A 26,130-nucleotide genomic window follows, 5' to 3' on the forward strand; every position below is an offset into this window, starting at 1 on the left:
GATCGACAACACCATGCAGGAACTGGGCTGGAAGCCCGAGGTGACGATGGAGCAGGCGCTGCGACGGATATTCGAGGCCTACCGCGACCACGTGGTCGACGCCCGCACCCTGGTCAGCGGCGACTAAGGCATACGCGCGGGCCGCCGTGTCGGCGCCCGCCAAGCACCCCCAACCTCAACCCTCCCTCAATCCGCCCAAGAACAAAACAAAGCCCCCGCCCGGCCTGCGCCTGCGGGGGCTTTGTCCTACTACCGCGGCAAGGATCAAATCTCGACCTTGGTGCCGAGTTCGACCACGCGGTTGGCGGGAATCTGGAAGAAGTCTGACGGCTTGGCGCCGTTCTGGTGCATCCAAGCGAACAAGCTCTCGCGCCACATCGACATGCCCGGCAGCTTGGACGGGATAACCGATTCGCGCGCGATGAAGAAGGACGTCTCCATCAGCTCGAACTGCATGCCGAGCTTGCGCTGCGCGAGTTCCAGCACCTTGTGCACGTCCGGGGTTTCCTTGAAGCCGTAGTCGGACTTCAGGATATACACGCCACCGCCCAGGTCCTTGCAGCTCAGGCGGTGTTCGTCATCGACATAAGGAATGTCGCGCGTGACGAAACTGAGAAAGACTACACGTTCATGCAGCACGCGGTTGTGCTTCAGGTTGTGCAGCAGCGACACCGGCACCGAGTCGGTATTGCCGGTCAGGAACACGGCCGTGCCTTCCACCCGGTGCGGCGGGTGCGCCAGCAGGCCGGCAATGAAGGGCTCAAGCGGAATGCCATCTTCAAGGCTGCGTGCGCGCAACAGCTTGCGGCCGCTGTACCAGGTCATCAGCAGGAAGAACGCGGTACCGCCCATCAGCAGCGGGAACCAGCCGCCTTCCGCGATCTTCAGCAGGTTGGCCGCGAAGAACGCCAGGTCCACCATCAGGAACGACAGGCCGATCAGGGTCACCAGCACCGGGTTCCACTTCCAGACATTGCGCATCACCACGGCGGCCAGGAAGGTGGTGATCACCATGGTCGTGGTGACCGCAATGCCATAAGCAGCGGCCAGGTTATCCGATTTCTTGAAGGCCACCACGACCGCCACCACGAGCACCAGCAGGATCCAGTTGATGACCGGCAGGTAGATCTGGCCGATTTCCGCCTCCGACGTGTAGCGGATCCGCATGCGCGGCACGAAGCCCAGCTGGATGGCCTGGCTGGTCAGCGAGAACGCGCCAGAAATGACCGCCTGCGAGGCAATCACCGTGGCGCAGGTCGCCAGCAGCACCATGGGCAGTTGCAGCGCACTGGGCACCATCAGGTAGAACGGATTGGCCACGGCTTCCGGATGGTTCAGCAGCATCGCCCCCTGGCCAAAGTAGTTCAGCATCAGGCACGGCATCACCAGCACGAACCACCCATAGCGGATCGGGCGCGCGCCAAAATGCCCCATGTCCGCGTACAGCGCCTCGGCACCGGTCAGCACCAGGAACACCGAGCCCAGCACGACAAAGGCCTGCAGCGAATGCTCCATCAGGAACTTGATGCCATGGTGCGGGCTGATGGCCATCAGGATGCCCGGCGCCTGCAGCAGGTGCAGCAGGCCCAGCGCGCCCAGGGCAATGAACCAGGCGACCATGATCGGCCCGAACAGCTTGCCGACGGCATGCGTGCCGCTGCGCTGAATGAAGAACAGCGCGGCCAGGATGACCAGCGTGATGGGAATGACAAAGTGGGAAAGACCCGGGGCGGCAATCTCCAGCCCCTCCACCGCGGACAACACCGAGATGGCCGGCGTGATGACCGCGTCGCCGTAGAACATGCAGGCGCCGAAGATGCCCAGCATCATCAGCAGCTTGGCCATGCGCGAGCGTGGCGCCGCGGTGCGCAGTGCCAGCGCCATCAGGGCCAGCACGCCGCCCTCGCCATTGTTGTCCGCCCGCATCACGAACAGGACATATTTGAGCGACACCACGATGATCATGGCCCAGAACAGCATCGAAATGATGCCGAGCACCGCGTCCGGGCTGAAGGGAATGCCATGTTCCTGGCTGAAGCACTCCTTGAGCGCGTACAGCGGGCTGGTCCCGATATCGCCGAATACGACGCCGATTGCGCCGATCACAAGAGCGCGCGTGCTCGGGCTCTCGACAAAGTAGTGGCTGGTGGTTGCGGATTGGGTGGTCATGAATTCTGGTCTCGACGACCGGATCGCGGGCGGTAGAGCGCTCTACCCGGAATCCGGCCCGACACAGCAGCCGTGAATCGGCCGCCTCCCTCTTCAGTTGTTCTATTGCGTTGCACAAACGGCCGCAATTCTAGATGAACTGCGGCGCGCCGGCCACTGACGATGCCCCCGATACCGCTGGCGGAACGCATCAAGCATGGGTGGGAAGTGGTGGATGGTCAAGTCCTGCAGCAAATAGCACCGGACCTGCCAGCGCTGGAACGACGTTGCCATGTTGCCACAAAATGAGATATTTACATCACTTTTCGTGTGAGATGGTCTTATACGCCGAGGTAGCGATCGAGAGCCTCATGCTTGCCGGCGAGGTCTGCGGCGGGGCCGGTCAGGACGACACGCCCCTTCTCCAGCACGACCACGCGGTCCGCGTGGGCGAGCACGGACCGGAAGTTGCGATCCACCACCACGGAGGCGATGCCCGTCGCCCGCACGGTGGCAATGACCTCCCAGATCTCGCGCACGATGCGCGGCGCGAGCCCTTCCGTGGCTTCGTCAAGCACCAGGCAGTCGGGGTTGGTCATCAACGCGCGGCCGATCGACAGCATCTGCTGCTCGCCGCCGGACAGTTGTTGTCCTCCATGGTCCAGGCGCTCCTTGAGCCGCGGAAACAGGTCGAGCACGCGCGCCTCGTCCCAGTCATGGCGGCCATTGCAGCCCTTGCGTGCCGCCATGACCAGGTTCTCGCGCACCGACAGGTTCGGGAAGATGCCGCGCCCTTCGGGCACGTAGGCCACCCCAAGGCGCGCCACCTCGTGGGGCTGCGCGCGCGAAACATCGCGCCCGGCCACGCGGATGCTGCCGGTGCGCTGGCGCACGTGGCCCAGCAGCGTTCGCAGCAGCGTGCTCTTGCCCATGCCATTGCGCCCGAGCAGGCCCACGGTCTCGCCCGTGCCGACGCGGAAGTCCACGTCGCGCAGGATATGGCTGGAGCCGTACCAGGCGTTGATGCCGCTGGCTTCGATCATCGCTGCCGTCATGCCGGCACCTCGTGGTCTTCGCCCTCGCCCAGGTAGGCGAGCTGGACTTCCCGGTTGGCGCGAATGGCATCGGGCGTGCCGCTGGCAATGACCGCGCCGTTGACCATCACCGTGATGCGGTCGGCCACGGCAAACACGGCATCCATATCGTGCTCTACCAGCAGGATCGCATGGCCTTCGCGCAGGCCGCGCAACAGCGCCAGCATGCGCGACGACTCTTCGGCGCCCATGCCCGCTAGCGGCTCGTCCAGGAGGAGGGCCACGGGCTGCGTGGCCAGGCACATGGCCACTTCGAGCTGGCGCTTCTGGCCGTGCGCGAGTTCGCTGGCGAGCCGCCCCGCATGCGCGGCAAGCCCCGCACGCTCCATGGCCTCGTCGGCAAGCGCGCCGCTCATGCGGCAGCCGCCGGCGCCCTCCCAGAGCCGCCAGGCGCGCTGGGCACGCGACTGCGCCGCCAGCCGGCAGTTCTCGCGCACGGTGAGCGGCAGGAAGATGTTATTGCGCTGGTAGCTGCGGCCAATGCCATGCCGGGCCAGCCGCGGCTGGGACCACCCGGTCACATCCCGCCCCTGCAGGTGAAGCTGGCCTGCCGAAGGCGGCAGTTCGCCGGACAGCATATTGATCAGCGTGGATTTGCCGGCGCCGTTGGTGCCGATCACTGCGTGGATCTCGTGCAGCGCCAGCGACAGATCCACTCCCGCCACGGCGGTCAGGCCGCCAAAACGGCGCGTCAGGCCGGTGGCCTGCAATACCGGTGTGCTCATGCGGCCTCCGTGTTGCGGTGGTGGCGGCGTTCACCGCCCGCCTCCTGCGCTGCGTCGTCGTCATCGCCGTTGCGCACGCCCGGGGCTCGCGCCTTCGGGCGCAGCACCGCCGGCAGGCTCACCAGCCCGCGCGGCAGCAGGGCCACCGCGACGATGATGAAGCCGCCCATCAGCAACTGCCAGTGCTTGGTCATCGTGCTGAACCACTCGGCCACCAGCACAAAGGAAAAGGCGCCCAGCACCGCGCCGGCCAGGCTGCCCACGCCGCCCAGGATGACCATCAGCATGGCATTGCCCGACTGGTGCCACGAGGCGATTTCCGGGTTGACGAAGCCGAACTGGACCGCATACAGGAAGCCCGCCAGCCCCGCCAGCATGCCGCCGGCGACGAACGCACCGAGCTGGTAGCGGTACGTGGCATAGCCCGCTGCGCGCATGCGCTGCTCGTTATGGCGGATGCCCACCAGCGCGTGCCCGAAGCGCGAACGCAGCAGCAGCGCCAGCACTGCTACGGTCACGCCCATGGCGGCCCAGACCATCCAGTAGAAATGACTGGGGTCGTTGACGGTCACTTGCCGCAGGCCGGGCACCGGGAATTCCGGGCGGAAGTAGATGTACGTGCCGTCGCTGCCGCCAGCGATCTTGGTGTCGTGGAAGACGAAATACACCATCTGCGCGAACGCCAGCGTCACCATGATGAAGTAGACCCCGCGCGTGCGCAGCACCAGCATGCCGACCAGCATCGCCAACACTGCCGCGGCGCCCAGGGCCCCGGCCAGCAGCAGCCAGCCGTTGCCGGGACCGGACTCCGGCGCCAGCATGGCCGTGGCATAAGCCGCCGCCGCGAAGTAGGCGGCATGGCCCAGGCTCACCAGGCCGGTATAGCCGATCAGCAACTGCAGCGAGAGCGCGAAGATGGCCATGATCATGACCTTGCTCAGCAGCTCGATATAAAACTTGTGGCTGTCTGCGGTCAGCACCAGCGGCAGGCTGGCCAGCACCGCGAATGCCACCAGCCACGCAAAGGCGACGCGCGCGCTGCCGTGCGAAGCCGCCGGGGAAAGCTTGGTATCCATATCAACCCGCCTTGAACAGGCCTTGCGGCTTCCACAACAGGATCACCGCCATCAGGAGGTAGATCAGCACGCCCGACGCATCCTGCCAGAACACTTTGCCAAAGGTATCGACGAAGCCCAGCAGCAGCGAGGCGACCAGCGCGCCCTTCACCGAGCCGATGCCGCCGATCACCACCACCACGAAGCAGACGATCAGCACCTGCGCGCCCATGCCCGGGTACACCGACGACACCGGCGCGGCAATCATCCCCGCCAGCACCGCCAGCGCCACGCCCAGCGCGAACACCACGCGGTACAGCACCGTCACGTTGATGCCGAGCGACTGCACCATTTCACGGTTGGTGGCGCCCGCGCGGATCATCATGCCCAGGCGCGTGCGCCGGATCACGAAGTACATTGCCGCCGCCACCAGCAGGCACACCGCCGAGATGAACAGGCGGTAGACCGGGTACGTCATGTCGTTGCCGATCGGCAGCGCGCCGTCCAGCAACGCGGGCACGGGCACGCCGTGCACATCGTCGCCGACCAGGATGCTGCGCAATTCCTCGAACACGAGGATCAGGCCGTAGGTCATCAGCACCTGCTGCAGGTGGTCGCGCTCGTAGAGGAAGCTGAAGAACACCCACTCCAGCACGTAGCCGAACGCCACGGCCAGCACGATGCCGAGCGGCACGGCAATCAGCAGGTTGCCCGTGAGGCTGGCCAGCGTGAACGCCAGATAGGCCCCGAGCATGTAGAAGCTGCCATGTGCCAGGTTGATGACGCCCATGATGCCGAAGATCAGCGTCAGGCCGCTTGCCACCAGGAACAGCAGCAGCCCGTACTGCACGCTGTTCAGGCACTGGATCAGGAAAGAGACGATGTCCATGCTGCGTGGGGAAGATGCCCGGCGCGCGGCAGGCCGCGGCACCGGCGCATCATGCCGGTCGAAAGGTCGGAATCAGAGACGGCAGCCGCGCGCCGGATCGGCCAGCGACTTCACCGCCACGGTGCTCACCTTGTTCTCGCGGCCGTCCACCTTGCGCAGGTAGAAGTCCTGCACCGGGTTGTGCGCCTTGGACAGTGTGAAGGCACCGCGCGGGCTGTCCACCCTGGCCGCTTCCATGGCCTTGTAGACATCGGCCTTGCGCGACATGTCGCCCTTTACCGCATTGGCACCGGCGGCGAGCAGCTGCGCGGCGTCGTAGCCCTGCACGGCGTACACGTCCGGCTGCAGCTTGTACGTCTTGGCGTAGTCGAGGCGGAAGCTCTTGTCGCGCGCGTTGCTCAGGCCGTCGGCATAGTGCAGCGTGGTCTCCAGGCCCTGCGCGGCGTTGCCCTGCGCTTCGAGCGTGCCGTCGGTCAGGAAGCCCGAGCCGTAAAGCGGAATCTTGTCCTTGAGCCCGGCCGCGGCCCAGTCCTTGACGAACTTGACGGCGCCGCCGCCCGCGAAGAACACGAACACGGCGTCCGGCTTGAGCGCCGCCACTTCGGTGATCAGCGCCTGGAACTCCACGTTGGGGAACGGCAGGCTCAGTTCCTTCACCACCTTGCCGCCCTTGCCTTCGAAGGCTTCCTTGAAGCCCTTGACCGATTGCTCGCCGGCCGCGTACTTCCAGGTCAGGGTGACCACCTTCTTCATGCCGCGCTCGGCCAGCACATGGCCCATGGCGTAGCCGGGCTGCCAGTTGGAGAACGACGAGCGGAAGATATTGGGGCCGCACAGCGGACCGGTCGCTTCATCGACGCCGGCGTTCGGGATGATCAGCAGCGTGTTGTTTTCCTTGGCCACCTTGACGATGCCCATCTGCACGCCCGAATGCACGGTGCCCACGACCACGTCGACCTGGTCGCGCTTGATCAGCTTGGTGGCGTTCTCGGGCGCCTTGGCGGGATCGGATTCGTCATCGACCTTGAAGTACTCGATGTCGCGGCCGCCGAGCTTGCCGCCCTGCTGCTGCACGTACATGCGGAAGCCGTTCTCGATGGCCGTACCCAGTGACGCATACGTACCCGTGTAAGGCAGCATGAACCCTACCTTGATCTTCCCGCCCTGCGCGCTTTGCGCATGGACGGCCCCGGTGGCGGCAAGCATTGCAGCGACGGCAAGGCAGGCAGGCGCGAGCCTGCGCGATGTGAAGCGGTGCATGATGTCTCCTGGTGGTCAAGCCGGCGGTTCGTGGAACCGTGATCGATCCCTTCCCCCAGGTTCGGATGCATAGCCGGACGCATGCCGGGATGCGAACGCGGGGGCGGGCAACGAATTATTTTAGGTATGAAGTATGTGCGTTTATAAACCGTACCGCCTCCTGCGTCAACGGCGCCGGCCGGTCGCGATGTGGCGAATGACCGCACCGCGCGAGTTTAAGCAAGGCGGTTTGTGGGGCATATCGATGGATACCCTCGATCTGGGCCATGGTGCCGTACACATCGTCCTCGCCCTGCACCGCCTGCACCGGGCAGCGCAATTGCGGCAGCAGCGCATGCAAGTCCCACTGGCGAAACGCGGGATCGAGCCAGATGTCGTTCCAGCCCCAGAAAGCCGAATCCACGTCGTCGTGGTAGCGCGCCAGGCGGCTGCGCAGGTCGGTCTCAAGATAGGCCTGGCGCGTGGCTTCTATGCTGCGCACGGACACGTCTTCGACGAGGATATGCGGCGCCAGCACGGTGACGCCATCGACGGCATCGGGAAAGCTGCCGGCGTGGATCAACGCAATCGAGCCGCCGTCGCTATGGCCGAACAGCCAAGGCCTGCCATGACTGCGCCCGGGACCGATGTCCAGCGCATCGAACAGCGCCGGCAAGGCTTCGCGCGCCTGCCGGTGCATGAAGTCGACGCCCCACTTTTCGTCGTGTGGCCGCGGCGTGGAGCGCCCGTAGCCATAGCGCGAGAACACCAGTCCGCGAAAATCGCCGGCCTCGCAGAAGCTCAGCGGAAAGTCGCGCCACATGCCGACCGAGCCGAGCCCTTCATGCAGGAACACCACCAGCGGGCGCTGCGTGCGTTCGGGGCGCAGCCACTGATGCTCGATCCGGATGCGTCGGCCGTCGAACGGAATATCCACCCACTCGCTCTGCATGCTCGCCTTGTCGTCAGGCATTGGCGGAAACGGTTGCGGCGCCCGCGCCGGCCTGCCGCGCGGCTTCCTCGCGCTGGCGCAGGCGGAAGCGCTGGATCTTGCCAGTGGCCGTCTTGGGCAAGTCCTCTACGCACTCGATCTGACGCGGGTACTTGTACGGCGCCAGCCTCGACTTGACGAAAGCCTGCAGTTCGGCCGCCATGCCAGTATGCCAATGCTGCCCCGGCCGCATCACGACGAAGGCCTTCGGCTTGACCAGGTCGTCGGCATCGGCCACCCCGATCACCGCCGCCTCCAGCACTGCCGGGTGCTGGGCAAGCGCGGCCTCGACCTCGAATGGCGAGACATAGATGCCGCCGACCTTGAGCATGTCGTCGCTGCGCCCGGCGTAGATGTAGTAGCCGTCGGCGTCCTGCAGGTACTTGTCGCCGCTGCGCGTCCACGCGCCAACGAAGGTGTCGCGGCTCTTGTCGCGGTTGCACCAGTACATCAGTGCCGCGGACGGCCCCTTGATGTACAGGTCGCCGATCTCGCCGGGCCTGGAGGGCTCGCCAAGCTCGTCCAGCAGCTTGAGTTCATAGCCGGGCACCGGCTTGCCGGTGGTACCGTAGTGGACGTCCCCTGGGCGGTTCGACAGGAAGATATGGAGCATTTCGGTGGAGCCGATGCCGTCGAGGATGTCGCAGCCAAAATGCGCCAGGTACCGTTCGCCGATATCCCGCGGCAGCGCCTCGCCGGCCGAGGTACAGACGCGCATGGCCACGTCGCTGCGTGGCGGCAGGTCCGGCGCGGCCAGCATGCCGGCAAACAGCGTGGGCACGCCGCAGAACACAGTGGGCCGATGCTCGCGCAGCCGCTGGAATACGGCGCCCGGCGTCGGCCGTTCCGCCATCAATACCGTGGTGGCGCCGACCGACAGCGGGAAGGTCAGCGCATTGCCAAGTCCGTAGGCAAAGAAGAGCTTGGCCGCCGAGAACACGACATCGTCTTCGCGCAGGCCCAGCACGCGGCGCGCGTACAGGTCGGCCGTGTGGAACAGGTTGCCGTGCGTATGCACGGTGCCCTTGGGCCGGCCGGTCGAGCCTGACGAATAGAGCCAGAACGCCATGTCGTCCGGCCCCGTGCCCGCATCCGGCGCGGTCGAACGCGTACGCGCCACGACCGCCTCCACGCTGCAGCTGGGCGCCGCGTCCTGATACGGGCCCGCCTGGATCAGCATCGGAGACAGGCCGCTCTTCGCGATCGCGGTCTTCATGGTGGGCAGCAATGCCTCCGACACCACCACCGCGCGCGCACCGCAGTGGTCGAGCATGTAGGCGTAGTCATCCGCCGTCAGCAGCGTGTTCACCGCAACCGGCACCACGCCGGCGAGCAGGCAACCGAGAAAGACCGTTGGAAAATCGATCGTATCGAGCGCGCACAGCAGCAAGCGCTCTTCGCGCCGGAAGCCGGCGTCATGCAGCGCGGCGGCAAATCGGCGGCAGCGCGCGTCGAGTTCGGAGAAGGTCAGCGTGCCGGCATCGTCGACATAGGCAATCTTGTTGCCCCGGCCGGCGGCCAGGTTGCGGCCGAGCAGGTCGGCGGCAGCGTTGTACCGGGCAGGCAACGCAGTGATGTCGGATTCGGCAGTTCCGGGCGAAAGCGATACACCCGCCGGCGAACCGGCAGCGGTATTGGGGGGCGTCATGTCTCCACTCCTTGGTGTCGCCCGCCGCCGGCGCAAGGCACCGGAGGCGCGGCGGCGTCAGGCCGGTCGCTCTTGGATTGCCGCTGCGCTGAGGCGATCGCATCGGCTTGTTGATGCATTTTATTTCATATCAACTATCATGCAAGTTAGTAGATGCACTATATGACACCACAAGCCCTTCCACCCCAAAGGACTCCCTTATAATTCGCCTCTTTTTACGGCCGGATACCGCACAAGGGCCAGCCAAGACCGCCTGATACACCAGCACGCCATGCGCCGAGAACCCGAACCGCTGCCCTCGCCCGATGCCCGCACCAGCGGCGCCAGTGGCGAACGCGATCCTTATCTCACGCAATTGGGCGAGCGCATCCGCTCGCTGCGCGCCGCGCGCGGCATGTCGCGCAAGGACCTGGCGCGCGGCGCGGATGTCTCGGAACGGTATCTGGCCAACCTGGAAACCGGCACGGGCAATGCGTCGGTGCTGCTGCTGCGGCAGGTCGCGCGGGCGCTCGATGTGCCACTGCCGGTCGTGTTGGCCGAAGTCGACGGGCTCAACGGCCAGCAGGCCACCGAATTTGCGCAGCTCGTGCAATGGCTGGCACAGTTGCCCACGGGCGACCTGGCACGCGTGCGCGAAGCCTGTCGCCATGCGCTCGCCCCTGCCGAATCGCGGGATGCGCGCCACCGCCGCATTGCCCTGATCGGCTTGCGCGGCGCGGGAAAATCCACGCTCGGCCGCGCCCTGGCGGCGGCGGAAGACATGCCGTTCGTCGAACTCAATAATGTGATCGAGCAGGAAGCCGGCGCCAGCCTCTCGGAGATCCATTCGCTATATGGCCAGGCCGCGTACCGCCGCTACGAGATGCGCGCGCTCGAACGCGCACTGCGCGAGCACGACAGCATGGTGCTTGCCACCCCGGGCAGCCTCGTTTCCGAGCCAGCCACCTTCAACCTGCTGCTGTCGCGCTGCTATACCGTGTGGGTCAAGACCTCGCCGGAAGAGCACATGGCCCGCGTGGTGGCACAGGGCGACATGCGTCCCATGCAGGGCAACCGCGAGGCCATGACGGACCTGCGCCGCATCCTGCAGGCACGCGCGCCGCTCTACGCCCGCGCTGACATCGCGCTGGACACCAGCGGACAGGACGCCCACACCTCGTTGCAGGCCCTGCGCGCCCAGCTTCCCAACGTCACCGCCTGAGTCGGCCCCTCTTGCCCGCGGCGGCGCAGAAAGGTATTGCGTCGCTCGGTACCATGCACTATATTTCATTAAAAGCCGCAAGGCACTATAGTGCATCAAGGAGACAGCCATGTCCGCGCCGGCCACCGCCCCCAGCCAAGCTTCCGACCAACCCGTCACGTTTGAGCGCCACCCTGATCAATACCGCCACTGGAAACTCACGTTTGACGGCCCGGTCGCCACGCTGGCGATGGACGTCGATGAGGAAGGCGGACTGCGGCCGGGCTACACGCTGAAGCTGAATTCCTACGACCTGGGCGTCGACATCGAACTGCACGACGCCCTGCAACGCATCCGCTTCGAGCACCCGGAAGTCCGCACGGTGGTGATGACCAGCGCACGCGACCGCATCTTTTGCTCGGGCGCCAATATCTTCATGCTGGGCCAGTCGTCGCATGCGTGGAAGGTGAATTTCTGCAAGTTCACCAACGAGACACGCAACGGCATCGAAGACGCCAGCCGCCACTCGGGGCTGAAGTTTATTGCCGCGTGCAACGGCACCACGGCGGGCGGCGGCTATGAGCTGGCGCTGGCTTGCGACGAGATCGTGCTGGTCGACGACCGCTCCTCCGCCGTCAGCCTGCCGGAAGTGCCGCTTCTGGGGGTGCTGCCGGGCACCGGCGGCCTGACACGGGTGACCGACAAGCGCCACGTGCGCCGCGACCATGCCGACATCTTCTGCACCACCACCGAAGGCGTGCGCGGCCAGCGCGCCAAGGACTGGAAGCTCGTGGATGACGTGGTCAAACCCGCACGCTTTGCCGAATATGTCGCCGAGCGCGCCGCCGCGCTGGCGGCCACCAGCGATCGCCCGCAAGGCCATCATGGCGTCGAACTCACGCCGCTGTCGCGCACTGCCGAGGAAGACGGCTATCGCTACGACACCGTGCGGGTCCACTTCGACCGCGCCGCGCGCAAGGCCACCATCACGGTATTCGGGCCGGATCGTCACCAGCCGACGGACCTGGCGGGCATCGTGTCCGCGGGCATGCAGTGGTGGCCGCTCAAGATGGCGCGCGAGCTCGACGACGCCATCCTGACACTACGGACCAACCATCTCGATATCGGCATGTGGGTCATGAAGACCGATGGCGATCCCGCCGCCGTGCTGGCCGCCGATGCACTGATGGAGGCGCACGCCAGCCACTGGTTCGTGCGCGAAATCATCGGCATGCTGCGTCGTACGCTGGCGCGGCTGGACGTGTCTTCGCGCAGCTTGTTCGCGCTGATCGAGCAGGATTCCTGCTTCGCCGGCACGCTGCTGGAACTGGCACTGGCGGCTGATCGCAGCTACATGCTGCACTTGCCCGATGCACCGGATGACGCGCCGCGTGTGTTCCTCAGCGATGCCAACTTCGGCCGCTACCCGATGCCCAACGGCTTGTCGCGGCTGGCCGCGCGCTTCTATCAGGACGAAGCCGCCATCACCGCCGCGCGCGAGCACATCGGCGCGCCGCTCGACGCGCTCAGCGCGGATTCGCTGGGACTGATCACTGCCGCCCCCGACGACATGGACTGGGAGGACGAGATCCGCATCGCGGTCGAAGAGCGCGCCAGCCTGTCGCCCGATGCGCTCACGGGCCTCGAAGCCAATCTGCGCTTCGGCCCTGGCGAGACCATGGAAACCCGCATCTTCGGGCGCCTGACGGCATGGCAGAACTGGATCTTCAACCGCCCCAACGCGGTGGGCGAAAACGGCGCGCTCAAGGTGTTCGGTACCGGCAACAAAGCCCGCTTCGACTGGAACCGCGTGTGAGACTGGTTCAGGACGATTCTGACGTCGTTGCGCGGCCTTGCCGTACTACTTGTACTGTCTGCGGCCCCGCGCCTAGCCAGAACCGCTTCGCTTCGCCCTGAACCAGTCTCACGAGAATCCCGACACGCACCCCAAATACAGGAGACACCCCGTGAGCATCTACTACAGCCAGAAGATCCCCAACAACGTCAACCTGGCGGACGACCGCGCGCTGCAGCGTGCACTGGAGCACTGGCAGCCGGCGTTCCTGGACTGGTGGCGCGACATGGGGCCGGAGGGCTCGCACGACTTTGACGTGTACCTGCGCACGGCGGTGTCGGTCGACCCGTCGGGCTGGGCGCATTTCGACTACGTGAAGATGCCCGACTACCGCTGGGGCATCTTCCTGCAGCCGGCCGACCCGGCGCGCCAGATCCATTTCGGCGAGCACAAGGGCGAAGCCGCGTGGCAGGACGTGCCCGGCGAGCACCGCGCCAACCTGCGCCGCATCATCGTCACGCAGGGCGATACCGAACCCGCCTCGGTCGAGCAGCAACGGCACCTGGGACTGACCTGCCCGTCGCTGTACGACCTGCGCAACCTGTTTCAGGTCAACGTCGAGGAAGGCCGCCACCTGTGGGCCATGGTGTACCTGCTGCACCGCTACTTCGGGCGCGACGGGCGCGAGGAAGCCGAGGCCCTGCTGGACCGCCGCTCCGGCGACCAGGACAACCCGCGCATCCTCGGCGCGTTCAACGAGCGCACGCCCGACTGGCTGTCGTTCTTCATGTTCACCTACTTCACCGACCGCGACGGCAAGTTCCAGTTGTGCGCGCTGGCCGAATCGGGCTTCGATCCGCTCGCGCGCACCACGCGCTTCATGCTGACCGAGGAAGCGCACCATATGTTCGTGGGCGAATCGGGTGTGTCGCGCGTGATCCAGCGTACCTGCGAGGTCATGCGCGAGCGCGACATCCGCGACCCGGCCGAGGTGCGCGCCGCCGGCGTGATCGACCTGGAGACCATCCAGCGCTACCTGAACTTCCACTACAGCGTCACCATCGACCTGTTCGGCGCGGACCAGTCGTCCAATGCGGCCACGTTCTACAGCGCCGGGCTCAAGGGCCGCTTCGAGGAAGGCAAGCGCACCGACGACCACGTGCTCAAGAGCGACGTCTACCGCGTGCTCGAAGTGCGCGACGGCCAGCTCGGCGAGCGCGAGGTGCCGATGCTCAACGCACTCAACGAAGTGCTGCGCGACGACTACATCCGCGATTCGATCGGCGGCGTGGCGCGCTGGAACAAGGTGATCGAAAAGCACGGCATCCCGTTCAAGCTGACGGTCCCGCACAAGGCCTTCAACCGCAAGATCGGCACGCTGTCCAACGTGCATGTATCGCCGACCGGAGAGGTGCTGTCCGAAGCGCAGTGGCAGGCCAACGCACCGAAGTGGCTGGCGACGGAAGCAGACCGCGCCTATGTCGCCTCACTGATGGGCCGCGTGGCCGAACCGGGCAAATACGCCAACTGGATCGCCCCGCCGGCCGTCGGCATCAACCGCCAGCCGATGGATTTCGAGTACGTGCGGTTCAACTAAGCGGCCGCCCCCCCGATCTCAAGACATCGCAAGACATCACAAGACAGACAGGACTGTCAGCCCCGGGGCCGCATACGGCCCCGCCCCACATGGAGACATACCATGGGCGCCCCCGAAATCATCAAGCAGCACCTGATCGATCCGGAAATCTGCATCCGCTGCAATACCTGCGAGGACACGTGCCCGATCGATGCCATCACCCATGACGAGCGCAACTATGTGGTGAAGGCCGACGTCTGCAATGCCTGCAACGCCTGCCTGTCGCCGTGCCCTACCGGCGCCATCGACAACTGGCGCACCATGCTCAGGGGCCAGGCCTACCCGATCGAGGAACAGCTGCTGTGGGACGAGTTGCCGGCCGAGGTACCGCTGCCAGCGGCCGACCTCGACGCCGCGGGCACTGATGAAGCCGTGCGCGCCGACACTGCGGCCGCGGCCGATGAAGGCGGCGTGACGGTACAGGCCGTGGAAACAAGCCGCCACACCTCGTCGCGTGCGCCTTGGTCGGCGGCCCACCCTTACGTGAACCTGCACGGCGTGCGCGCGCCGGTGACAGCTACGGTGGCTGGCAACTACCGGCTGACCGCGGAGGACGCCTCCAGCGACATCCACCACATCGTGCTGGACTTCGGCACGCACTTCTTCCCCGTGCTGGAAGGACAGGCCATCGGCATCTTGCCGCCCGGCACCGACGCCGCCGGCAAGCCGCACTACATCCGCATGTATTCGATTGCCAGCCCGCGCGACGGCGAACGCCCGGGTTACAACAACCTGGCGCTGACGGTGAAGCGCGTCGAGGAAGACCACGACGGCAATCCGGTGCGCGGCGTGGCCTCCAACTTCCTGTGCGACCTGGCCAAGGGCGACACCGTGCAGGTGGTGGGGCCGTTCGGCACCACGTTCCTGATGCCCAACCACCGCGAGGCCAGCATCATGATGGTGTGCACCGGCACCGGTTCGGCGCCGATGCGGGCCATGACCGAGCGCATGCGGCGCAACATGGAGCACTTCGGCGGACGCCGCATGCTGTTCTTCGGGGCCCGCAACGCGCGCGAGCTGCCCTATTTCGGCCCGCTGCTGAAGCTGCCCAGGGACTTCCTGGACATCCACTTCGCCTTCTCGCGCGATGCCGGGGTGCCACGCCGCTATGTACAGGACGCGATCCGCGAGGCGTCCGCCGGCGTGGCGGCCCTGCTGGCCGACCCGCACGGCCATGTCTACATCTGTGGCCTGAAGGGGATGGAAGAAGGCGTGCTGTCGGCCTTTGGCGACGCCTGTGCCGCGGCCGGCCAGTCCTGGCAGGAGCTGGAGGCCACCATGAGGAGCGAAGGCCGTCTGCATATCGAGACTTACTGAGCAAGACGTGGCGGGCAGCCGCCTCTGCATCCGCCGGCTGCCTCGTACCGCGCCGCGGGCCGGATTCCCGCACCTGGCACTTCCCTTCTGAAATGACTCGCCTATAATGTTTCTGAAGAAACAGGAGCAGAGGCGATGCAATCGAGGCGAATTCCGGAAACAGAACCCGCCAGCGGGCCGGACCCTGGCGCCACGCTGACCAAGGCCGTCATGCGCGCGGCCGGCTTCCTGGGCATCAGCCAGGCGATCGTGGCCAGCGTGCTGGGCATCAGCACGGCTTCGGTTTCACGCATGGCATCCGGCCTGTACATCCTCGACAAGCACCGCAAGGAGTGGGAATTCGGCGTGCTGTTCGTACGGCTGTTCCGCTCGCTCGATGCCATCCTCGGGCACGGCGACCAGGCCCGGCTATGGCTGACCAACGAGAACCTGGCGCTGGGCGGCAAACCCCTCGAAATGATCCGCACCACCGAAGGTCTCGTTCGTGTCGTTCACTACCTGGACGCCACCCGCGGTCGCATCTGAGCGCCGGCCGTTCGCGCTCAGCCTCTGGCGTGCGGTGGAAGCCCAGCACGTGGTTTCGACCATGCCCCTGGTCGACAGCCTCGACGAGCAGGCCGTGCTGGAAGCCGTGCTCGACGCCGGCAAGCCCGCCGTGCCCGCGGAAGCGCGCCATCTGCACTATCTCCTGTTCACGCCGTTCCGTTATCCGCCGTCGCCATGGGGCTCGCGCTTTCGCGCCAGCCAGGACCCGGGCGTGTTCTATGGCGCAGAGGAAATCCGTACCGCCTGCGCCGAACTGGGCTACTGGCGCTGGCGCTTCCTGAACGATAGCCCCGCCCTGCCCCGCATCGACGCCCGTGCCCAGACCCTGTTCGAGGTCAGCGTGCGCACCGACGGCGTGGCGCTGGACGCGCCGCCCTTCGATCGGGACAGCGCGCAATGGACCGATCCCGACAGCCACGAGACCTGCCAGGCCTTTGGCCGCGTCGCGCGCGAAGCCGGCATCGGCCTGATCCGCTACACCTCGGTGCGCGACCCGCAGCATGGACCTTGCGGCGCCGTACTGTCTCCGCGCGCATTTGCCCACCCGCAGCCGCTGGCAACCACCACCTGGATGCTGACCGTGCGCCGCGACCGCGTGATCTGGCAGCGTGACGACCTGCAGCAGCGCGACAGTTTCGAGTTCGCGGCATCGCTGTGGCAACGCACAAGCGAAAGTCCGCCGGACGTCTGAACTTAGCCAGCCACGTTGCCGTCCAACCGTTATGGCAGGCGGCATTGCATGCTGATTCATATTTTCTTCAGGCAGGTATTGCAATGCGGCATCCAGTGCCCTATAATCTTTTCTTCGACGGACGCGGGGTGGAGCAGTTGGCAGCTCGTCGGGCTCATAACCCGAAGGTCGCAGGTTCAAGTCCTGCCCCCGCAACCAACGCATCAGCGCGTCGAACAACGCAAAGCCCGCAATCGCGGGCTTTTTGCTTTCCGGGTCCGGTGCACCGCCTTGCGCCCTTGCGGTCTCAGGCATGCGCGCCGCGCGGTGATACACTTTGCCCCATTCCTCCCGGACGCCCCTCATGAAATTCTGCTCGAACTGTGGCCATGCGGTTGTGCTGCGCGTACCAGACGGCGACAACCGCCCGCGCAGTGTTTGTGACAACTGCGGCACCATCCACTACGTCAATCCCCGCAACGTGGTCGGCACGATCCCGGTCTGGGAAGACAAGATCCTGCTGTGCAAGCGCGCGATCGAGCCGCGCTACGGTTTCTGGACGCTGCCGGCCGGGTTCATGGAGATCGGCGAGACCACGGCGCAGGCCGCCTCGCGCGAAACGCTGGAGGAAGCCGGTGCCCGCGTTCAGGTCGGAGAGCTGTTCTCGATCCTGAACGTTCCGCATGTGCACCAGGTGCATCTTTTCTACCTGGCCACGCTGGACGACCTCGACGTCGCCCCCGGCGAGGAAAGCCTGGAAGTAAAGCTGGTGGAGGAAGCCGACGTGCCGTGGGACGAGCTCGCTTTCCCCACGGTGATCCACACGCTGCGCTGCTTCTTTGCCGACCGCGCCGCGGGCCGGTTGCAGGACGGCAGCTTCCGGCTGCACAGCCTGGATATCGACAAGCCCATGCGCCCGCTGACCAGCCGGGCGACGGTCACCCCCTGATCGCTTCTGCCCCGGCAGCCCCAGCATGATTGCCTGGCTGGATCCGCAAGATCCGTTTCCGCCGGTGGAGCGCGCGCTGGGGCCTGCCACCGAGGCGCCGGGCCTGCTGGCCGCCAGTCGCGACCTGTCGCCCCAGCGGCTGCTGCTGGCTTACCGCCAGGGCATCTTCCCGTGGTACTCGGTGGGCCAGCCGGTGCTGTGGTGGAGCACCGATCCGCGCATGGTGCTGGCACCGCAGGCCCTGAAGATTTCCACCACCTTCCGCAAGACGCTGCGCCGCGTGCTGCGCGACCCCGACTGGGAAATCCGCGTCGACGACGACTTCCTGGCCGTGATGCGGGCCTGCGCGCTGACACCGCGCGAAGGCCAGGACGGCACCTGGATCACCGGGGAGATCATTGCCGCCTACAGCGCGCTGCACGGCAGCGGCATGGCGCACTCGGTCGAGGCCTGGTACCGCGGCGAGCGCGTGGGCGGGCTCTATGGCGTGGCGCTGGGCCATATGTTCTACGGCGAATCGATGTTCGCGCACCGTACGGATGCCTCCAAGATCGCGCTGGCGGCGCTGTGCGCGTTCCTCGGCAACCACGGCGTGCCGATGATAGACTGCCAGCAGGAAACCGATCACCTGGCCTCGCTTGGCGCGCGCCCGATCTCGCGCGCGGAGTTCCTGGCGCATGTGCGGACCGCTTCGGCACAACCGGCGATCACGCCGTGGCGGTTCGACAAATCGGTGCTGGAACGGTGGACCGCCACGCCCGCCGCCCCGGCCGTCTGACAAGCTGGCTGCATCATCCGCCCCAGGTCCTGAGCCATGAGCAAGCTGAAGGAGCTTCCGCTTTCCGCCTTGCAGTTCTATGCAACGGCACCCTATGCCTGCAGCTATCTCGATGGCCGCATGGCCCGCTCGCAAGTGGCGACGCCGGCCCACCTGATCAATGCGGACGTGTACTCGCGGCTGGTGCGCGCCGGGTTCCGCCGCAGCGGCATCTTCACTTACCGGCCCTATTGCGATGAATGCCACGCTTGCACGCCTTGCCGCGTGCTGGTGGACCAGTTCGAGCCGGACCGCTCGCAACGCCGCGCCTGGCGCCGCCACGGGCACCTGCAGGCGCTGGTGGCACCGCTGACGTATGTCGAAGAACACTACGCGCTGTACCTGCTGTACCAGTCGATGCGCCACGCCGGCGGCGGCATGGACCAGGACAGCCGCGACCAGTACGAGCAGTTCCTGCTGCAAAGCCGCGTGAACTCGCGCCTGGTGGAGTTCCGCGAGCCGCCGGGCTCGCCCGAGGCCGGCAAGCTGCGCATGGTCAGCATGATCGACGTGCTCGACGACGGCCTGTCATCGGTCTATACGTTCTACGATCCGCTGGAGCGCAACGCCAGCTACGGCACCTACAACATCCTTTGGCAGATCCGCCAGACGCGTGAACTCGCCCTGCCTCACCTGTACCTGGGCTACTGGATCGCGGAAAGCCGGAAGATGGCCTACAAGGCACGTTTCCGCCCGCTGCAGATACTAAGCGGCAACCAATGGCGGGCGTTCGAGGACGAAGTACACGACACGATGCCCGCCGCGCAGGCGGACGGCGCCGGCCCCGCGCAGAAATAGCGGGCAACCGCCGCCGGCATGCGCGGGCCGGCCACCAGGCCGCACGGCGCGCGGGCAAGCGCCCCTGCCGCCCCTGCCGTTACAATGCCGGCTTGGTTTTCACTCTGCACCGGCTCCGGTCGCCTCTCCCCGTGCTCAACGCGCTCTACCCCCTGCTCCGCCCCGCCCTGTTCTCGATGGACGCGGAGGACGCCCACCACTTCACCCTGAACAATCTCCTGCGCGCGCAGCGCATGGGCCTGGCCGGCTGCATCGGCAACCGGATCGCCGACGATCCGCGCACGGTGATGGGCGTGCGCTTCCCCAACCCGGTAGGCCTTGCCGCCGGCCTGGACAAGGACGGCGCCTATATAGACGGGCTGGCGGCGTTCGGCTTCGGCTTCATCGAAGTGGGCACCGTCACGCCGCGCGCGCAGGCCGGCAACCCGCGCCCGCGCATGTTCCGCCTGCCGCAGGCCGATGCGCTGATCAACCGCATGGGCTTCAACAACGGCGGCGTCGATGCCTTCATCGCCAACGTCAGGGCCTCGCGCTGGAAGGCTGAAGGCGGCGTGCTGGGCCTGAACATCGGCAAGAACGCCGACACGCCGATCGAACGCGCCGCCGATGATTACCTGTACTGCCTGGAGCGCGTCTATCCGCACGCGAGCTACGTGACGGTCAACATCTCGTCGCCGAACACCAAGAACCTGCGCCAGCTCCAGGGCGCCAGCGAACTCGACAGCCTGCTGTCGACGCTCAAGAGCGCGCAGCAACGACTGGCCGACCAGCACAAGCGCTACGTGCCGGTGGCGCTGAAGATTGCGCCGGATCTCGACGCCGACCAGATTGGCAATATCGGCGACGCGCTGGTGCGCCACAAGATCGACGGCGTGATCGCCACCAACACCACGATCTCGCGCGATGCCGTGAAGGGCCTGCCGCACGCGGAAGAAGCCGGCGGCCTGTCCGGGCGGCCCGTATTCGAGCAGTCGACGCACGTAGTGCGCGCGCTGCGCCAGGTGGTCGGCGAAGAAGTGCCGATCATCGGCGTGGGCGGCATCTTCAGCGGCGCCGACGCGCGCGCCAAGATCGATGCCGGCGCCAAGCTCGTGCAGGTCTATAGCGGCCTGATCTACCGCGGCCCGACGCTGGTGCGCGACTGTGCCGCCGCGCTGCGCGCCTGAAATCCATGCAGGACGGCAAGGAGGGAAACATGGAAACCATCCGCCTCGGACGCAGCGACCTGCAGGTCTCGCGCATCTGCCTGGGCACCATGACCTTCGGCGAGCAGAACACGGAAGCCGAGGGTCACAGCCAGCTCGACTATGCGCTCTCGCGCGGGATCAATTTCATCGATACCGCCGAGATGTACCCGGTCAGGCCGCGCGCCGAAACCTACAGCCGCACCGAGCAGATCATCGGCAACTGGCTAAAACGCCAGCCGCGCGACCGCGTGGTCCTGGCGACCAAGGTCGCCGGGCCTGGCCGGATGCCGTGGATCCGCAATGGGGACGACTTCACGCCCGCGGGCATCCGCGCGGCGGTGGACGCGTCGCTGCAGCGGCTGCAGACCGACTACATCGACCTGTACCAGATCCACTGGCCCGCGCGCAACGCGCCGATCTTCGGGCAGACCCGCTTCGATCCGTCCCTGGAGCGGCCCTGCACCTCGATCCAGGCGCAGCTCGAAACCTTTGCCGAACTGGTTCAGGCGGGCAAGATCCGCCATGTCGGCGTCTCCAATGAAACGCCATGGGGCGTGGCCGAGTTCGTCAGGCTGGCGGAGCAGCACGGCTTGCCGCGCATCGCCACCATCCAGAACCCGTACAACCTGGTCAACCGCAGCTTCGAGCAAGGCCTGGACGAGGCCTGCTTCCGCAGCGACGTCAGCCTGCTGGTCTACAGCCCACTCGCGTTCGGCCAGCTCACCGGCAAGTACCTGAGCGGCGACCCCGCGAAGCCCGTGTTCAACCACGCCGCGGTCGGCCGGCTGACGCGTTTCGGCGCCGACTGGAGTCCGCGCTATATGCGCGCGGAGACGATGGCGGCGTCCGCCCGCTACGTCGAGCTTGCGCGCAAGGCCGGACTGTCGCCGGCGGCGCTGGCGCTGGCCTGGTGCTATTCGCGCTGGTTTGCCGCGAGCACCATCATCGGCGCCACGTCGCTGGAGCAATTGCGGGAAAACATCGATGCGCGGCAAACGCAATTGCATGAAGACGTGATTGCCGCAATCGGGGAAATCCACAAGGAAATCTGCAATCCCGCGCAATAATCTGCGCCCAGATGGCAAAAAATGGGGCTCCGGCAGCATCGGATGCCCCGCATCCCCTCCGAGACTTCGCATTTCGTGCGCGAGAAGTGGTATCCTCGCAGGCTTATCGCTGTCTTGCCCGCCGCGCAAGCGCGCGCTTCCACCAGCCGCCGGAAGTGCCACGCGCAAGCCACGGGCAGGCGCTGTCCACGCCATCGTGGCGGCCCGGCAGCGAGACCATGCTTGTGCGCGGCCGTACCATCCAGAACCGAGTCACTCGGAGGAGAACAGATCGAAATGAAGGGTCTCAAGGCAACCAAGTCCATCCTCGGCGGCGCAGTCGCGCTGGCATTGCTGTGCGGCGGCGCCGTGCACGCCCAGACCGTCAAGGTCCTGTCGATCGTGGACCACCCCGCGCTGGACGCCATCCGCGATGGCGTGCGCGAGGAGCTGAAGGCCGCCGGCTATGACGCCGACAAGAGCCTGAAGTGGGAATACCAGAGCGCCCAGGGCAACACCGGCACCGCCGCCCAGATCGCCCGCAAGTTCGTCGGCGACAACCCCAACGCCATCGTTGCCATCGCCACGCCGTCGGCCCAGGCCGTGGTCGCCGCCACCAAGACCGTGCCCGTGGTGTACTCGGGCGTGACCGATCCGGTCGCCGCGCAACTGGTCAAGAGCTGGGCGCCGTCGGGCACCAACGTGACCGGCGTGTCGGACAAGCTGCCGCTGGACAAGCAGGTTGCCCTGATCAAGCGCGTGGTGCCGAATGCCAAGACCGTCGGCATGGTCTACAACCCGGGCGAAGCCAACTCGGTGGTAGTGGTCAAGGAACTGAAGGAACTGCTGGCCAAGCAGGGCCTGACCCTGAAGGAAGCCGCCGCCCCGCGCACGGTTGACATCGGCGCCGCCGCCAAGAGCCTGGCCGGCAAGGTCGACGTGATCTACACCAACACCGACAACAACGTGGTTTCGGCCTACGAAGCGCTGGTCAAGGTTGCCAACGAGTCGAAGATTCCGCTGGTCGCCGCCGACACCGACAGCGTCAAGCGTGGCGCCATCGCCGCGCTGGGCATCAATTACCTGGACCTGGGCCACCAGACCGGCAAGGTCGTGGTGCGCATCCTGAAGGGCGAGAAGCCGGGCGTGATCGCCTCGGAAACCAGCAGCAACCTTGAACTGTTCGTGAACACCAGCGCCGCGCAGAAGCAAGGCGTGACGCTGTCGCCGGACCTGGTCAAGGAAGCCAAGACCGTCATCAAGTAAGCAGAACGTCTGACCTGTGCCGTCCGCGCCTGGCGGACGGCCGCGCGTCCGCTAGTCCACCACAGTACAAGATCCAGACCGCCCTACCCGGGCACGCCCCCTGAACGAGACGGCGAGCCGACCGACCTTATCCGGGCGGGCCGCGCCAGCCGTCAACAGGATTCACCATGTCCCTCTTTTCCCTTCTGGGTGCCCTGGAGATCGGCCTGATCTTCAGCCTGGTTGCCCTCGGGGTGCTGATTTCCTTCCGCATCCTCAATTTTCCCGACCTGACCGTTGACGGCAGCTTCCCGCTGGGCGGCGCCGTCGCCGCGACGCTGATCTCGGCCGGGCAGGACCCGTTTGTCGCCACCGCCATCGCCATCGTGGCCGGCGCCGTGGCCGGCTTCATCACCGGCTGGCTGAACGTGCGGCTCAAGATCATGGACCTGCTCGCCAGTATCCTGATGATGATCGCACTGTACTCGGTCAACCTGCGCATCATGGGCCGCCCCAATGTGCCGCTGATCACCGAACCGACGCTCTTCACCATCCTGCAGCCCGAATGGCTGCCTGATTACGTGCTGCGCCCGCTGGTGCTGTTCATCGTGGTGGTGGTCGCCAAGGTCGGCCTGGACTGGTTCTTCTCGTCGCAGCTCGGCCTGGCCATGCGTGCCACCGGCGCCAATCCGCGCATGGCGCGCGCGCAGGGCATCGCCACCGGCCGCGCCACGCTGGCCGGCATGGCGCTGTCCAACGGACTGGTCGCACTGGCCGGCGCGCTGTTCGCGCAGACCCAGGGCGGCTCCGATATCTCGATGGGCATCGGCACCATCGTGATCGGCCTGGCCGCGGTGATCATCGGCGAAACCATCCTGCCGGCACGCCGCCTGGTATGGGCCACGCTTGCCGTGGTGCTGGGCGCCATCCTGTATCGCTTCTTCATTGCGCTGGCGTTGAACAGCGACTTCATCGGCCTCAAGGCGCAGGACCTGAACCTGGTCACCGCCGCGCTGGTGACGATCGCCCTGGTGCTGCCCGCCACCCGCAAGAAGCTGTTTGCCCGCAAGAACGGAGGTGCCTGAGATGCTGCGCGCACAAGACCTGAAGCTCACCTTCAACCCGGGCACTCCGATCGAGACCCGCGCGCTGCGCGGCCTGAGCCTGGAAATCCCGAGCGGCCAGTTCGTGGCCGTGATCGGTTCCAACGGCGCCGGCAAGTCGACCTTCCTGAATGCGATCAGCGGCGACCAGATGGTCGATTCCGGCCGCATCACCATCGACGACACCGACGTGACGCGCCAGCCCGCATGGGATCGCGCGCCCCTCGTGGCCCGCGTGTTCCAGGACCCGATGGCCGGCACCTGCGAGGCGCTGACGATCGAAGAGAACATGGCGCTGGCGATGGCCCGCGGCGCCAAGCGCGGCTTCCGCCCGGCGCTGAACCGCACCTCGCGCGAGCTGTTCCGCGAGAAGCTGCGCCTGCTGAACCTGGGCCTGGAAAACCGCCTGACCGACCGCATCGGCCTGCTCTCGGGCGGCCAGCGCCAGGCGGTGAGCCTGCTGATGGCCTCGCTGCAGCCGTCGCGCATCCTGCTGCTCGACGAGCACACCGCCGCACTGGATCCGAAGACCGCCGCGTTCGTGCTGGAACTGACCGCGCGCATCGTCGAGGAAAGCAAGCTGACGACGATGATGGTCACGCACAGCATGCGCCAGGCACTGGACTACGGCCAGCGCACGGTGATGCTGCACCAGGGCCAGGTCGTGCTGGACGTGTCCGGTGACAAGCGCAAGGGGCTCGATGTACCCGACCTGCTGCGCATGTTCGAGCAGACGCGGCACGAGCAGCTGGACGACGACGCGCTGCTGCTGGGCTGAGCATTCGCAGCGTGCCATGACAAAGGGGAGCCGCACGGCTCCCCTTTGAGGGGCGCGTTCATATAAGTAGGTCGCCCCTTCAGGGGCGAAACCTGAGGCCGTCGACCCTCGACAGCGACCAGCCGCAGCCACTAACCTCAGGCGCACCAGCAGCAGCCCCTCCAACACCCCAGCAACACAAATCGGCGAAGAACGGCACGCGACGCTCAGTCGACGGTGAGATGCCGCTGGCGGATCACGCCAGCCCAGCGCGTGCTTTCCTGCTGGATGGTGGCGGCAAGCTGCTGCGGCGTGCCGCCCGCGGCCTCCATGCCCAGCGTGGCCAGCTTTTCCCTGAGCGTGGCATCGGCCAGCACCGCATCAAGATGCAGGCTGAGCTTGCGCACCACCTCCGGGGGCGTACCGGCCGGGGCCATCAGCGCATACCACGACACCGCCTCGAACTTCGGGAAGCCCTGCTCGGCGATGGTCGGCACGTCGGGCAGCACCGCCGAGCGCCTGGGGCTCGCCACGCCCAATGCGCGCAGCTTGCCGGCCTTGATATAGGGCAGCGCGGCCGATAGCTGGGCGAACATCATCGTTACCTGGCCGCCGACCACATCGGTCATGGCCGGGCTGACGCCCTTGTATGGCACGTGATTCAGCTTGATATGGGCGTCGAGCTGCAGCAACTCGCCAGCCAGATGGGCCTGGCTGCCGGCGCCGGGCGAGGCGAAGCTCAGCTCGCCGGGCTTCTGCGCGGCCAGCCTGAGCAGGTCCGCCAGCGTTCTTGCCGGCGTAGCAGCATTGACCACAAGCACGTTCTCGGCCGTAGCCAGCATCGCCACCGGGGCCAGGTCTGCCGGCTTGTACGGCAGCTTCGGCATCAGCGTGGGGTTCACCGCGATATTGCCTACCGGCACGAGGGCCAGCGTATAGCCGTCGGGCGCGGCCTTGGCCACCATGTCGACGCCAATGGTGCCGGCAGCGCCGGCCTTGTTGTCGACCAGCACGCTCTGCGTGGTGGCCTTGGCCAGGCCTTCGCCGACCACACGGGCGAGCACGTCGGCCGGGCCGCCGGCGGCGAACGGCACCACGATACGCACCGGCCTGGCGGGATAGGCGTGCGCTTCGGCAAGGGCGGGTGCGGCGCCAAGCCATGGCGAGCAGACCGCCACGCAGGCAATCAGGACGCGCGCGGCAAGATGCCGGAAGACGGATTTCACAACAGGTTCTAAAGCGGATTTCATGACGGTTTCCCCAATTGGCATTGATCTGGCCTGGCTCCCCCACCG

The 26,130-nt window shown here is 66.4% G+C and carries 23 protein-coding genes, 1 tRNA gene and 1 pseudogene; 16 read left to right on the top strand and 9 right to left on the bottom strand.

The window, feature by feature from the left end:
- Positions 1-127 (top strand): annotated as a pseudogene (locus AC3FNH_RS18720) (bifunctional UDP-4-keto-pentose/UDP-xylose synthase); the annotation flags it as partial.
- A 137-nt stretch (positions 128-264) separates the two neighbouring features.
- Here AC3FNH_RS18720 and AC3FNH_RS18725 read toward each other — a convergent pair.
- From AC3FNH_RS18725 to AC3FNH_RS18760, 8 genes are all read right to left on the bottom strand, one after another.
- Positions 265-2,169, bottom strand: a complete 1,905-nt coding sequence (locus AC3FNH_RS18725; RefSeq protein WP_488721148.1) for a potassium transporter Kup — start codon at positions 2,167-2,169, stop codon at positions 265-267.
- A gap of 320 nt (positions 2,170-2,489) precedes the next feature.
- Positions 2,490-3,203, bottom strand: a complete 714-nt coding sequence (locus tag AC3FNH_RS18730) for an ABC transporter ATP-binding protein (RefSeq protein WP_276097605.1) — start codon at positions 3,201-3,203, stop codon at positions 2,490-2,492.
- A complete protein-coding gene (locus AC3FNH_RS18735; RefSeq protein WP_276097606.1) occupies positions 3,200-3,967 on the bottom strand; it encodes an ABC transporter ATP-binding protein in 768 nt (255 codons plus the stop codon). The genes AC3FNH_RS18730 and AC3FNH_RS18735 overlap by 4 nt, the downstream gene beginning before the upstream one ends.
- On the bottom strand, positions 3,964-5,043 hold the full coding sequence (locus AC3FNH_RS18740) for a branched-chain amino acid ABC transporter permease (RefSeq protein ID WP_276097607.1): 1,080 nt from the start codon (positions 5,041-5,043) through the stop codon (positions 3,964-3,966). Before AC3FNH_RS18740 ends, AC3FNH_RS18735 begins: the two co-directional genes overlap by 4 nt.
- Before the next feature lies 1 nt (position 5,044).
- Positions 5,045-5,911, bottom strand: coding sequence for a branched-chain amino acid ABC transporter permease (locus AC3FNH_RS18745; protein WP_488721149.1), 867 nt, complete (start codon positions 5,909-5,911; stop codon positions 5,045-5,047).
- A gap of 72 nt (positions 5,912-5,983) precedes the next feature.
- Positions 5,984-7,171 carry an ABC transporter substrate-binding protein gene (locus AC3FNH_RS18750; protein ID WP_488721150.1) on the bottom strand — a complete coding sequence of 396 codons (1,188 nt, stop codon included), beginning with the start codon at positions 7,169-7,171 and terminating at the stop codon, positions 5,984-5,986.
- 115 nt (positions 7,172-7,286) lie between these two features.
- Complete coding sequence (locus AC3FNH_RS18755; RefSeq protein WP_488721206.1) at positions 7,287-8,102, bottom strand: alpha/beta fold hydrolase; 816 nt, start codon at positions 8,100-8,102, stop codon at positions 7,287-7,289.
- Positions 8,103-8,115: 13 nt separating this feature from the next.
- Positions 8,116-9,789: a benzoate-CoA ligase family protein gene (locus AC3FNH_RS18760; RefSeq protein ID WP_488721151.1), complete on the bottom strand. Its 1,674-nt coding sequence runs from the start codon at positions 9,787-9,789 to the stop codon at positions 8,116-8,118.
- Between the two features lie 271 nt (positions 9,790-10,060).
- On the opposite strand from AC3FNH_RS18760, the gene AC3FNH_RS18765 reads away from it, so the two are divergent.
- The 15 genes from AC3FNH_RS18765 (at position 10,061) to AC3FNH_RS18835 (ending at position 24,856) form a co-directional block, all read left to right on the top strand.
- On the top strand, positions 10,061-10,990 hold the full coding sequence (locus AC3FNH_RS18765; protein ID WP_488721152.1) for a helix-turn-helix transcriptional regulator: 930 nt from the start codon (positions 10,061-10,063) through the stop codon (positions 10,988-10,990).
- A gap of 109 nt (positions 10,991-11,099) precedes the next feature.
- On the top strand, positions 11,100-12,785 hold the full coding sequence (boxC, locus tag AC3FNH_RS18770) for a 2,3-epoxybenzoyl-CoA dihydrolase (RefSeq protein ID WP_488721153.1): 1,686 nt from the start codon (positions 11,100-11,102) through the stop codon (positions 12,783-12,785).
- A 151-nt stretch (positions 12,786-12,936) separates the two neighbouring features.
- Complete coding sequence (gene boxB / locus AC3FNH_RS18775; RefSeq protein WP_488721154.1) at positions 12,937-14,361, top strand: benzoyl-CoA 2,3-epoxidase subunit BoxB; 1,425 nt, start codon at positions 12,937-12,939, stop codon at positions 14,359-14,361.
- A 102-nt stretch (positions 14,362-14,463) separates the two neighbouring features.
- Entirely contained in the window at positions 14,464-15,717 is a 1,254-nt protein-coding gene (gene boxA / locus AC3FNH_RS18780) for a benzoyl-CoA 2,3-epoxidase subunit BoxA (RefSeq protein WP_488721155.1), read from the top strand.
- 135 nt (positions 15,718-15,852) lie between these two features.
- Entirely contained in the window at positions 15,853-16,242 is a 390-nt protein-coding gene (locus tag AC3FNH_RS18785) for an MbcA/ParS/Xre antitoxin family protein (RefSeq protein ID WP_276097615.1), read from the top strand.
- The gene (locus tag AC3FNH_RS18790; RefSeq protein WP_276097616.1) at positions 16,202-16,954 is read left to right on the top strand and encodes an RES family NAD+ phosphorylase; all 753 of its coding nucleotides are present in this window, start codon (positions 16,202-16,204) and stop codon (positions 16,952-16,954) included. The genes AC3FNH_RS18785 and AC3FNH_RS18790 overlap by 41 nt, the downstream gene beginning before the upstream one ends.
- Before the next feature lie 122 nt (positions 16,955-17,076).
- Positions 17,077-17,152, top strand: a tRNA-Met gene (locus AC3FNH_RS18795).
- Between the two features lie 145 nt (positions 17,153-17,297).
- Positions 17,298-17,882, top strand: coding sequence for an NUDIX hydrolase (locus AC3FNH_RS18800; protein ID WP_153956161.1), 585 nt, complete (start codon positions 17,298-17,300; stop codon positions 17,880-17,882).
- 25 nt (positions 17,883-17,907) lie between these two features.
- A complete protein-coding gene (aat, locus tag AC3FNH_RS18805) occupies positions 17,908-18,660 on the top strand; it encodes a leucyl/phenylalanyl-tRNA--protein transferase (protein ID WP_276097617.1) in 753 nt (250 codons plus the stop codon).
- 36 nt (positions 18,661-18,696) lie between these two features.
- On the top strand, positions 18,697-19,497 hold the full coding sequence (locus AC3FNH_RS18810; RefSeq protein WP_276097618.1) for an arginyltransferase: 801 nt from the start codon (positions 18,697-18,699) through the stop codon (positions 19,495-19,497).
- A 131-nt stretch (positions 19,498-19,628) separates the two neighbouring features.
- Complete coding sequence (locus AC3FNH_RS18815) at positions 19,629-20,663, top strand: quinone-dependent dihydroorotate dehydrogenase (protein ID WP_276097619.1); 1,035 nt, start codon at positions 19,629-19,631, stop codon at positions 20,661-20,663.
- 29 nt (positions 20,664-20,692) lie between these two features.
- Complete coding sequence (locus AC3FNH_RS18820; protein WP_488721156.1) at positions 20,693-21,751, top strand: aldo/keto reductase; 1,059 nt, start codon at positions 20,693-20,695, stop codon at positions 21,749-21,751.
- A 276-nt stretch (positions 21,752-22,027) separates the two neighbouring features.
- Entirely contained in the window at positions 22,028-22,996 is a 969-nt protein-coding gene (locus tag AC3FNH_RS18825; RefSeq protein ID WP_488721157.1) for an ABC transporter substrate-binding protein, read from the top strand.
- Positions 22,997-23,163: 167 nt separating this feature from the next.
- Entirely contained in the window at positions 23,164-24,060 is an 897-nt protein-coding gene (locus AC3FNH_RS18830) for an ABC transporter permease (RefSeq protein ID WP_276097622.1), read from the top strand.
- A 1-nt stretch (position 24,061) separates the two neighbouring features.
- Positions 24,062-24,856: an ABC transporter ATP-binding protein gene (locus AC3FNH_RS18835; protein WP_276097623.1), complete on the top strand. Its 795-nt coding sequence runs from the start codon at positions 24,062-24,064 to the stop codon at positions 24,854-24,856.
- Between the two features lie 206 nt (positions 24,857-25,062).
- Here the strand turns inward: AC3FNH_RS18835 and AC3FNH_RS18840 are convergent, their stop codons facing one another.
- Positions 25,063-26,085, bottom strand: coding sequence for a tripartite tricarboxylate transporter substrate binding protein (locus AC3FNH_RS18840; protein ID WP_488721158.1), 1,023 nt, complete (start codon positions 26,083-26,085; stop codon positions 25,063-25,065).
- Positions 26,086-26,130 lie beyond the last annotated feature (45 nt).

Source organism: Cupriavidus sp. 22TCCZM01-5 (assembly GCF_057798915.1).

What these genes read in the sequence shown, in the direction of transcription:
- AC3FNH_RS18725 (WP_488721148.1), bottom strand. Translation starts at nt 2,169, where the DNA reads ATGACCACCCAATCCGCAACCACCAGCCACTACTTTGTCGAGAGCCCG.
- AC3FNH_RS18730 (WP_276097605.1), bottom strand. Translation starts at nt 3,203, where the DNA reads ATGACGGCAGCGATGATCGAAGCCAGCGGCATCAACGCCTGGTACGGC.
- AC3FNH_RS18735 (WP_276097606.1), bottom strand. Translation starts at nt 3,967, where the DNA reads ATGAGCACACCGGTATTGCAGGCCACCGGCCTGACGCGCCGTTTTGGC.
- AC3FNH_RS18740 (WP_276097607.1), bottom strand. Translation starts at nt 5,043, where the DNA reads ATGGATACCAAGCTTTCCCCGGCGGCTTCGCACGGCAGCGCGCGCGTC.
- AC3FNH_RS18745 (WP_488721149.1), bottom strand. Translation starts at nt 5,911, where the DNA reads ATGGACATCGTCTCTTTCCTGATCCAGTGCCTGAACAGCGTGCAGTAC.
- AC3FNH_RS18750 (WP_488721150.1), bottom strand. Translation starts at nt 7,171, where the DNA reads ATGCACCGCTTCACATCGCGCAGGCTCGCGCCTGCCTGCCTTGCCGTC.
- AC3FNH_RS18755 (WP_488721206.1), bottom strand. Translation starts at nt 8,102, where the DNA reads ATGCAGAGCGAGTGGGTGGATATTCCGTTCGACGGCCGACGCATCCGG.
- AC3FNH_RS18760 (WP_488721151.1), bottom strand. Translation starts at nt 9,789, where the DNA reads ATGACGCCCCCCAATACCGCTGCCGGTTCGCCGGCGGGTGTATCGCTT.
- AC3FNH_RS18765 (WP_488721152.1), top strand. Translation starts at nt 10,061, where the DNA reads ATGCGCCGAGAACCCGAACCGCTGCCCTCGCCCGATGCCCGCACCAGC.
- boxC (WP_488721153.1), top strand. Translation starts at nt 11,100, where the DNA reads ATGTCCGCGCCGGCCACCGCCCCCAGCCAAGCTTCCGACCAACCCGTC.
- boxA (WP_488721155.1), top strand. Translation starts at nt 14,464, where the DNA reads ATGGGCGCCCCCGAAATCATCAAGCAGCACCTGATCGATCCGGAAATC.
- AC3FNH_RS18785 (WP_276097615.1), top strand. Translation starts at nt 15,853, where the DNA reads ATGCAATCGAGGCGAATTCCGGAAACAGAACCCGCCAGCGGGCCGGAC.
- AC3FNH_RS18800 (WP_153956161.1), top strand. Translation starts at nt 17,298, where the DNA reads ATGAAATTCTGCTCGAACTGTGGCCATGCGGTTGTGCTGCGCGTACCA.
- aat (WP_276097617.1), top strand. Translation starts at nt 17,908, where the DNA reads ATGATTGCCTGGCTGGATCCGCAAGATCCGTTTCCGCCGGTGGAGCGC.
- AC3FNH_RS18810 (WP_276097618.1), top strand. Translation starts at nt 18,697, where the DNA reads ATGAGCAAGCTGAAGGAGCTTCCGCTTTCCGCCTTGCAGTTCTATGCA.
- AC3FNH_RS18820 (WP_488721156.1), top strand. Translation starts at nt 20,693, where the DNA reads ATGGAAACCATCCGCCTCGGACGCAGCGACCTGCAGGTCTCGCGCATC.
- AC3FNH_RS18825 (WP_488721157.1), top strand. Translation starts at nt 22,028, where the DNA reads ATGAAGGGTCTCAAGGCAACCAAGTCCATCCTCGGCGGCGCAGTCGCG.
- AC3FNH_RS18830 (WP_276097622.1), top strand. Translation starts at nt 23,164, where the DNA reads ATGTCCCTCTTTTCCCTTCTGGGTGCCCTGGAGATCGGCCTGATCTTC.
- AC3FNH_RS18835 (WP_276097623.1), top strand. Translation starts at nt 24,062, where the DNA reads ATGCTGCGCGCACAAGACCTGAAGCTCACCTTCAACCCGGGCACTCCG.
- AC3FNH_RS18840 (WP_488721158.1), bottom strand. Translation starts at nt 26,085, where the DNA reads ATGAAATCCGCTTTAGAACCTGTTGTGAAATCCGTCTTCCGGCATCTT.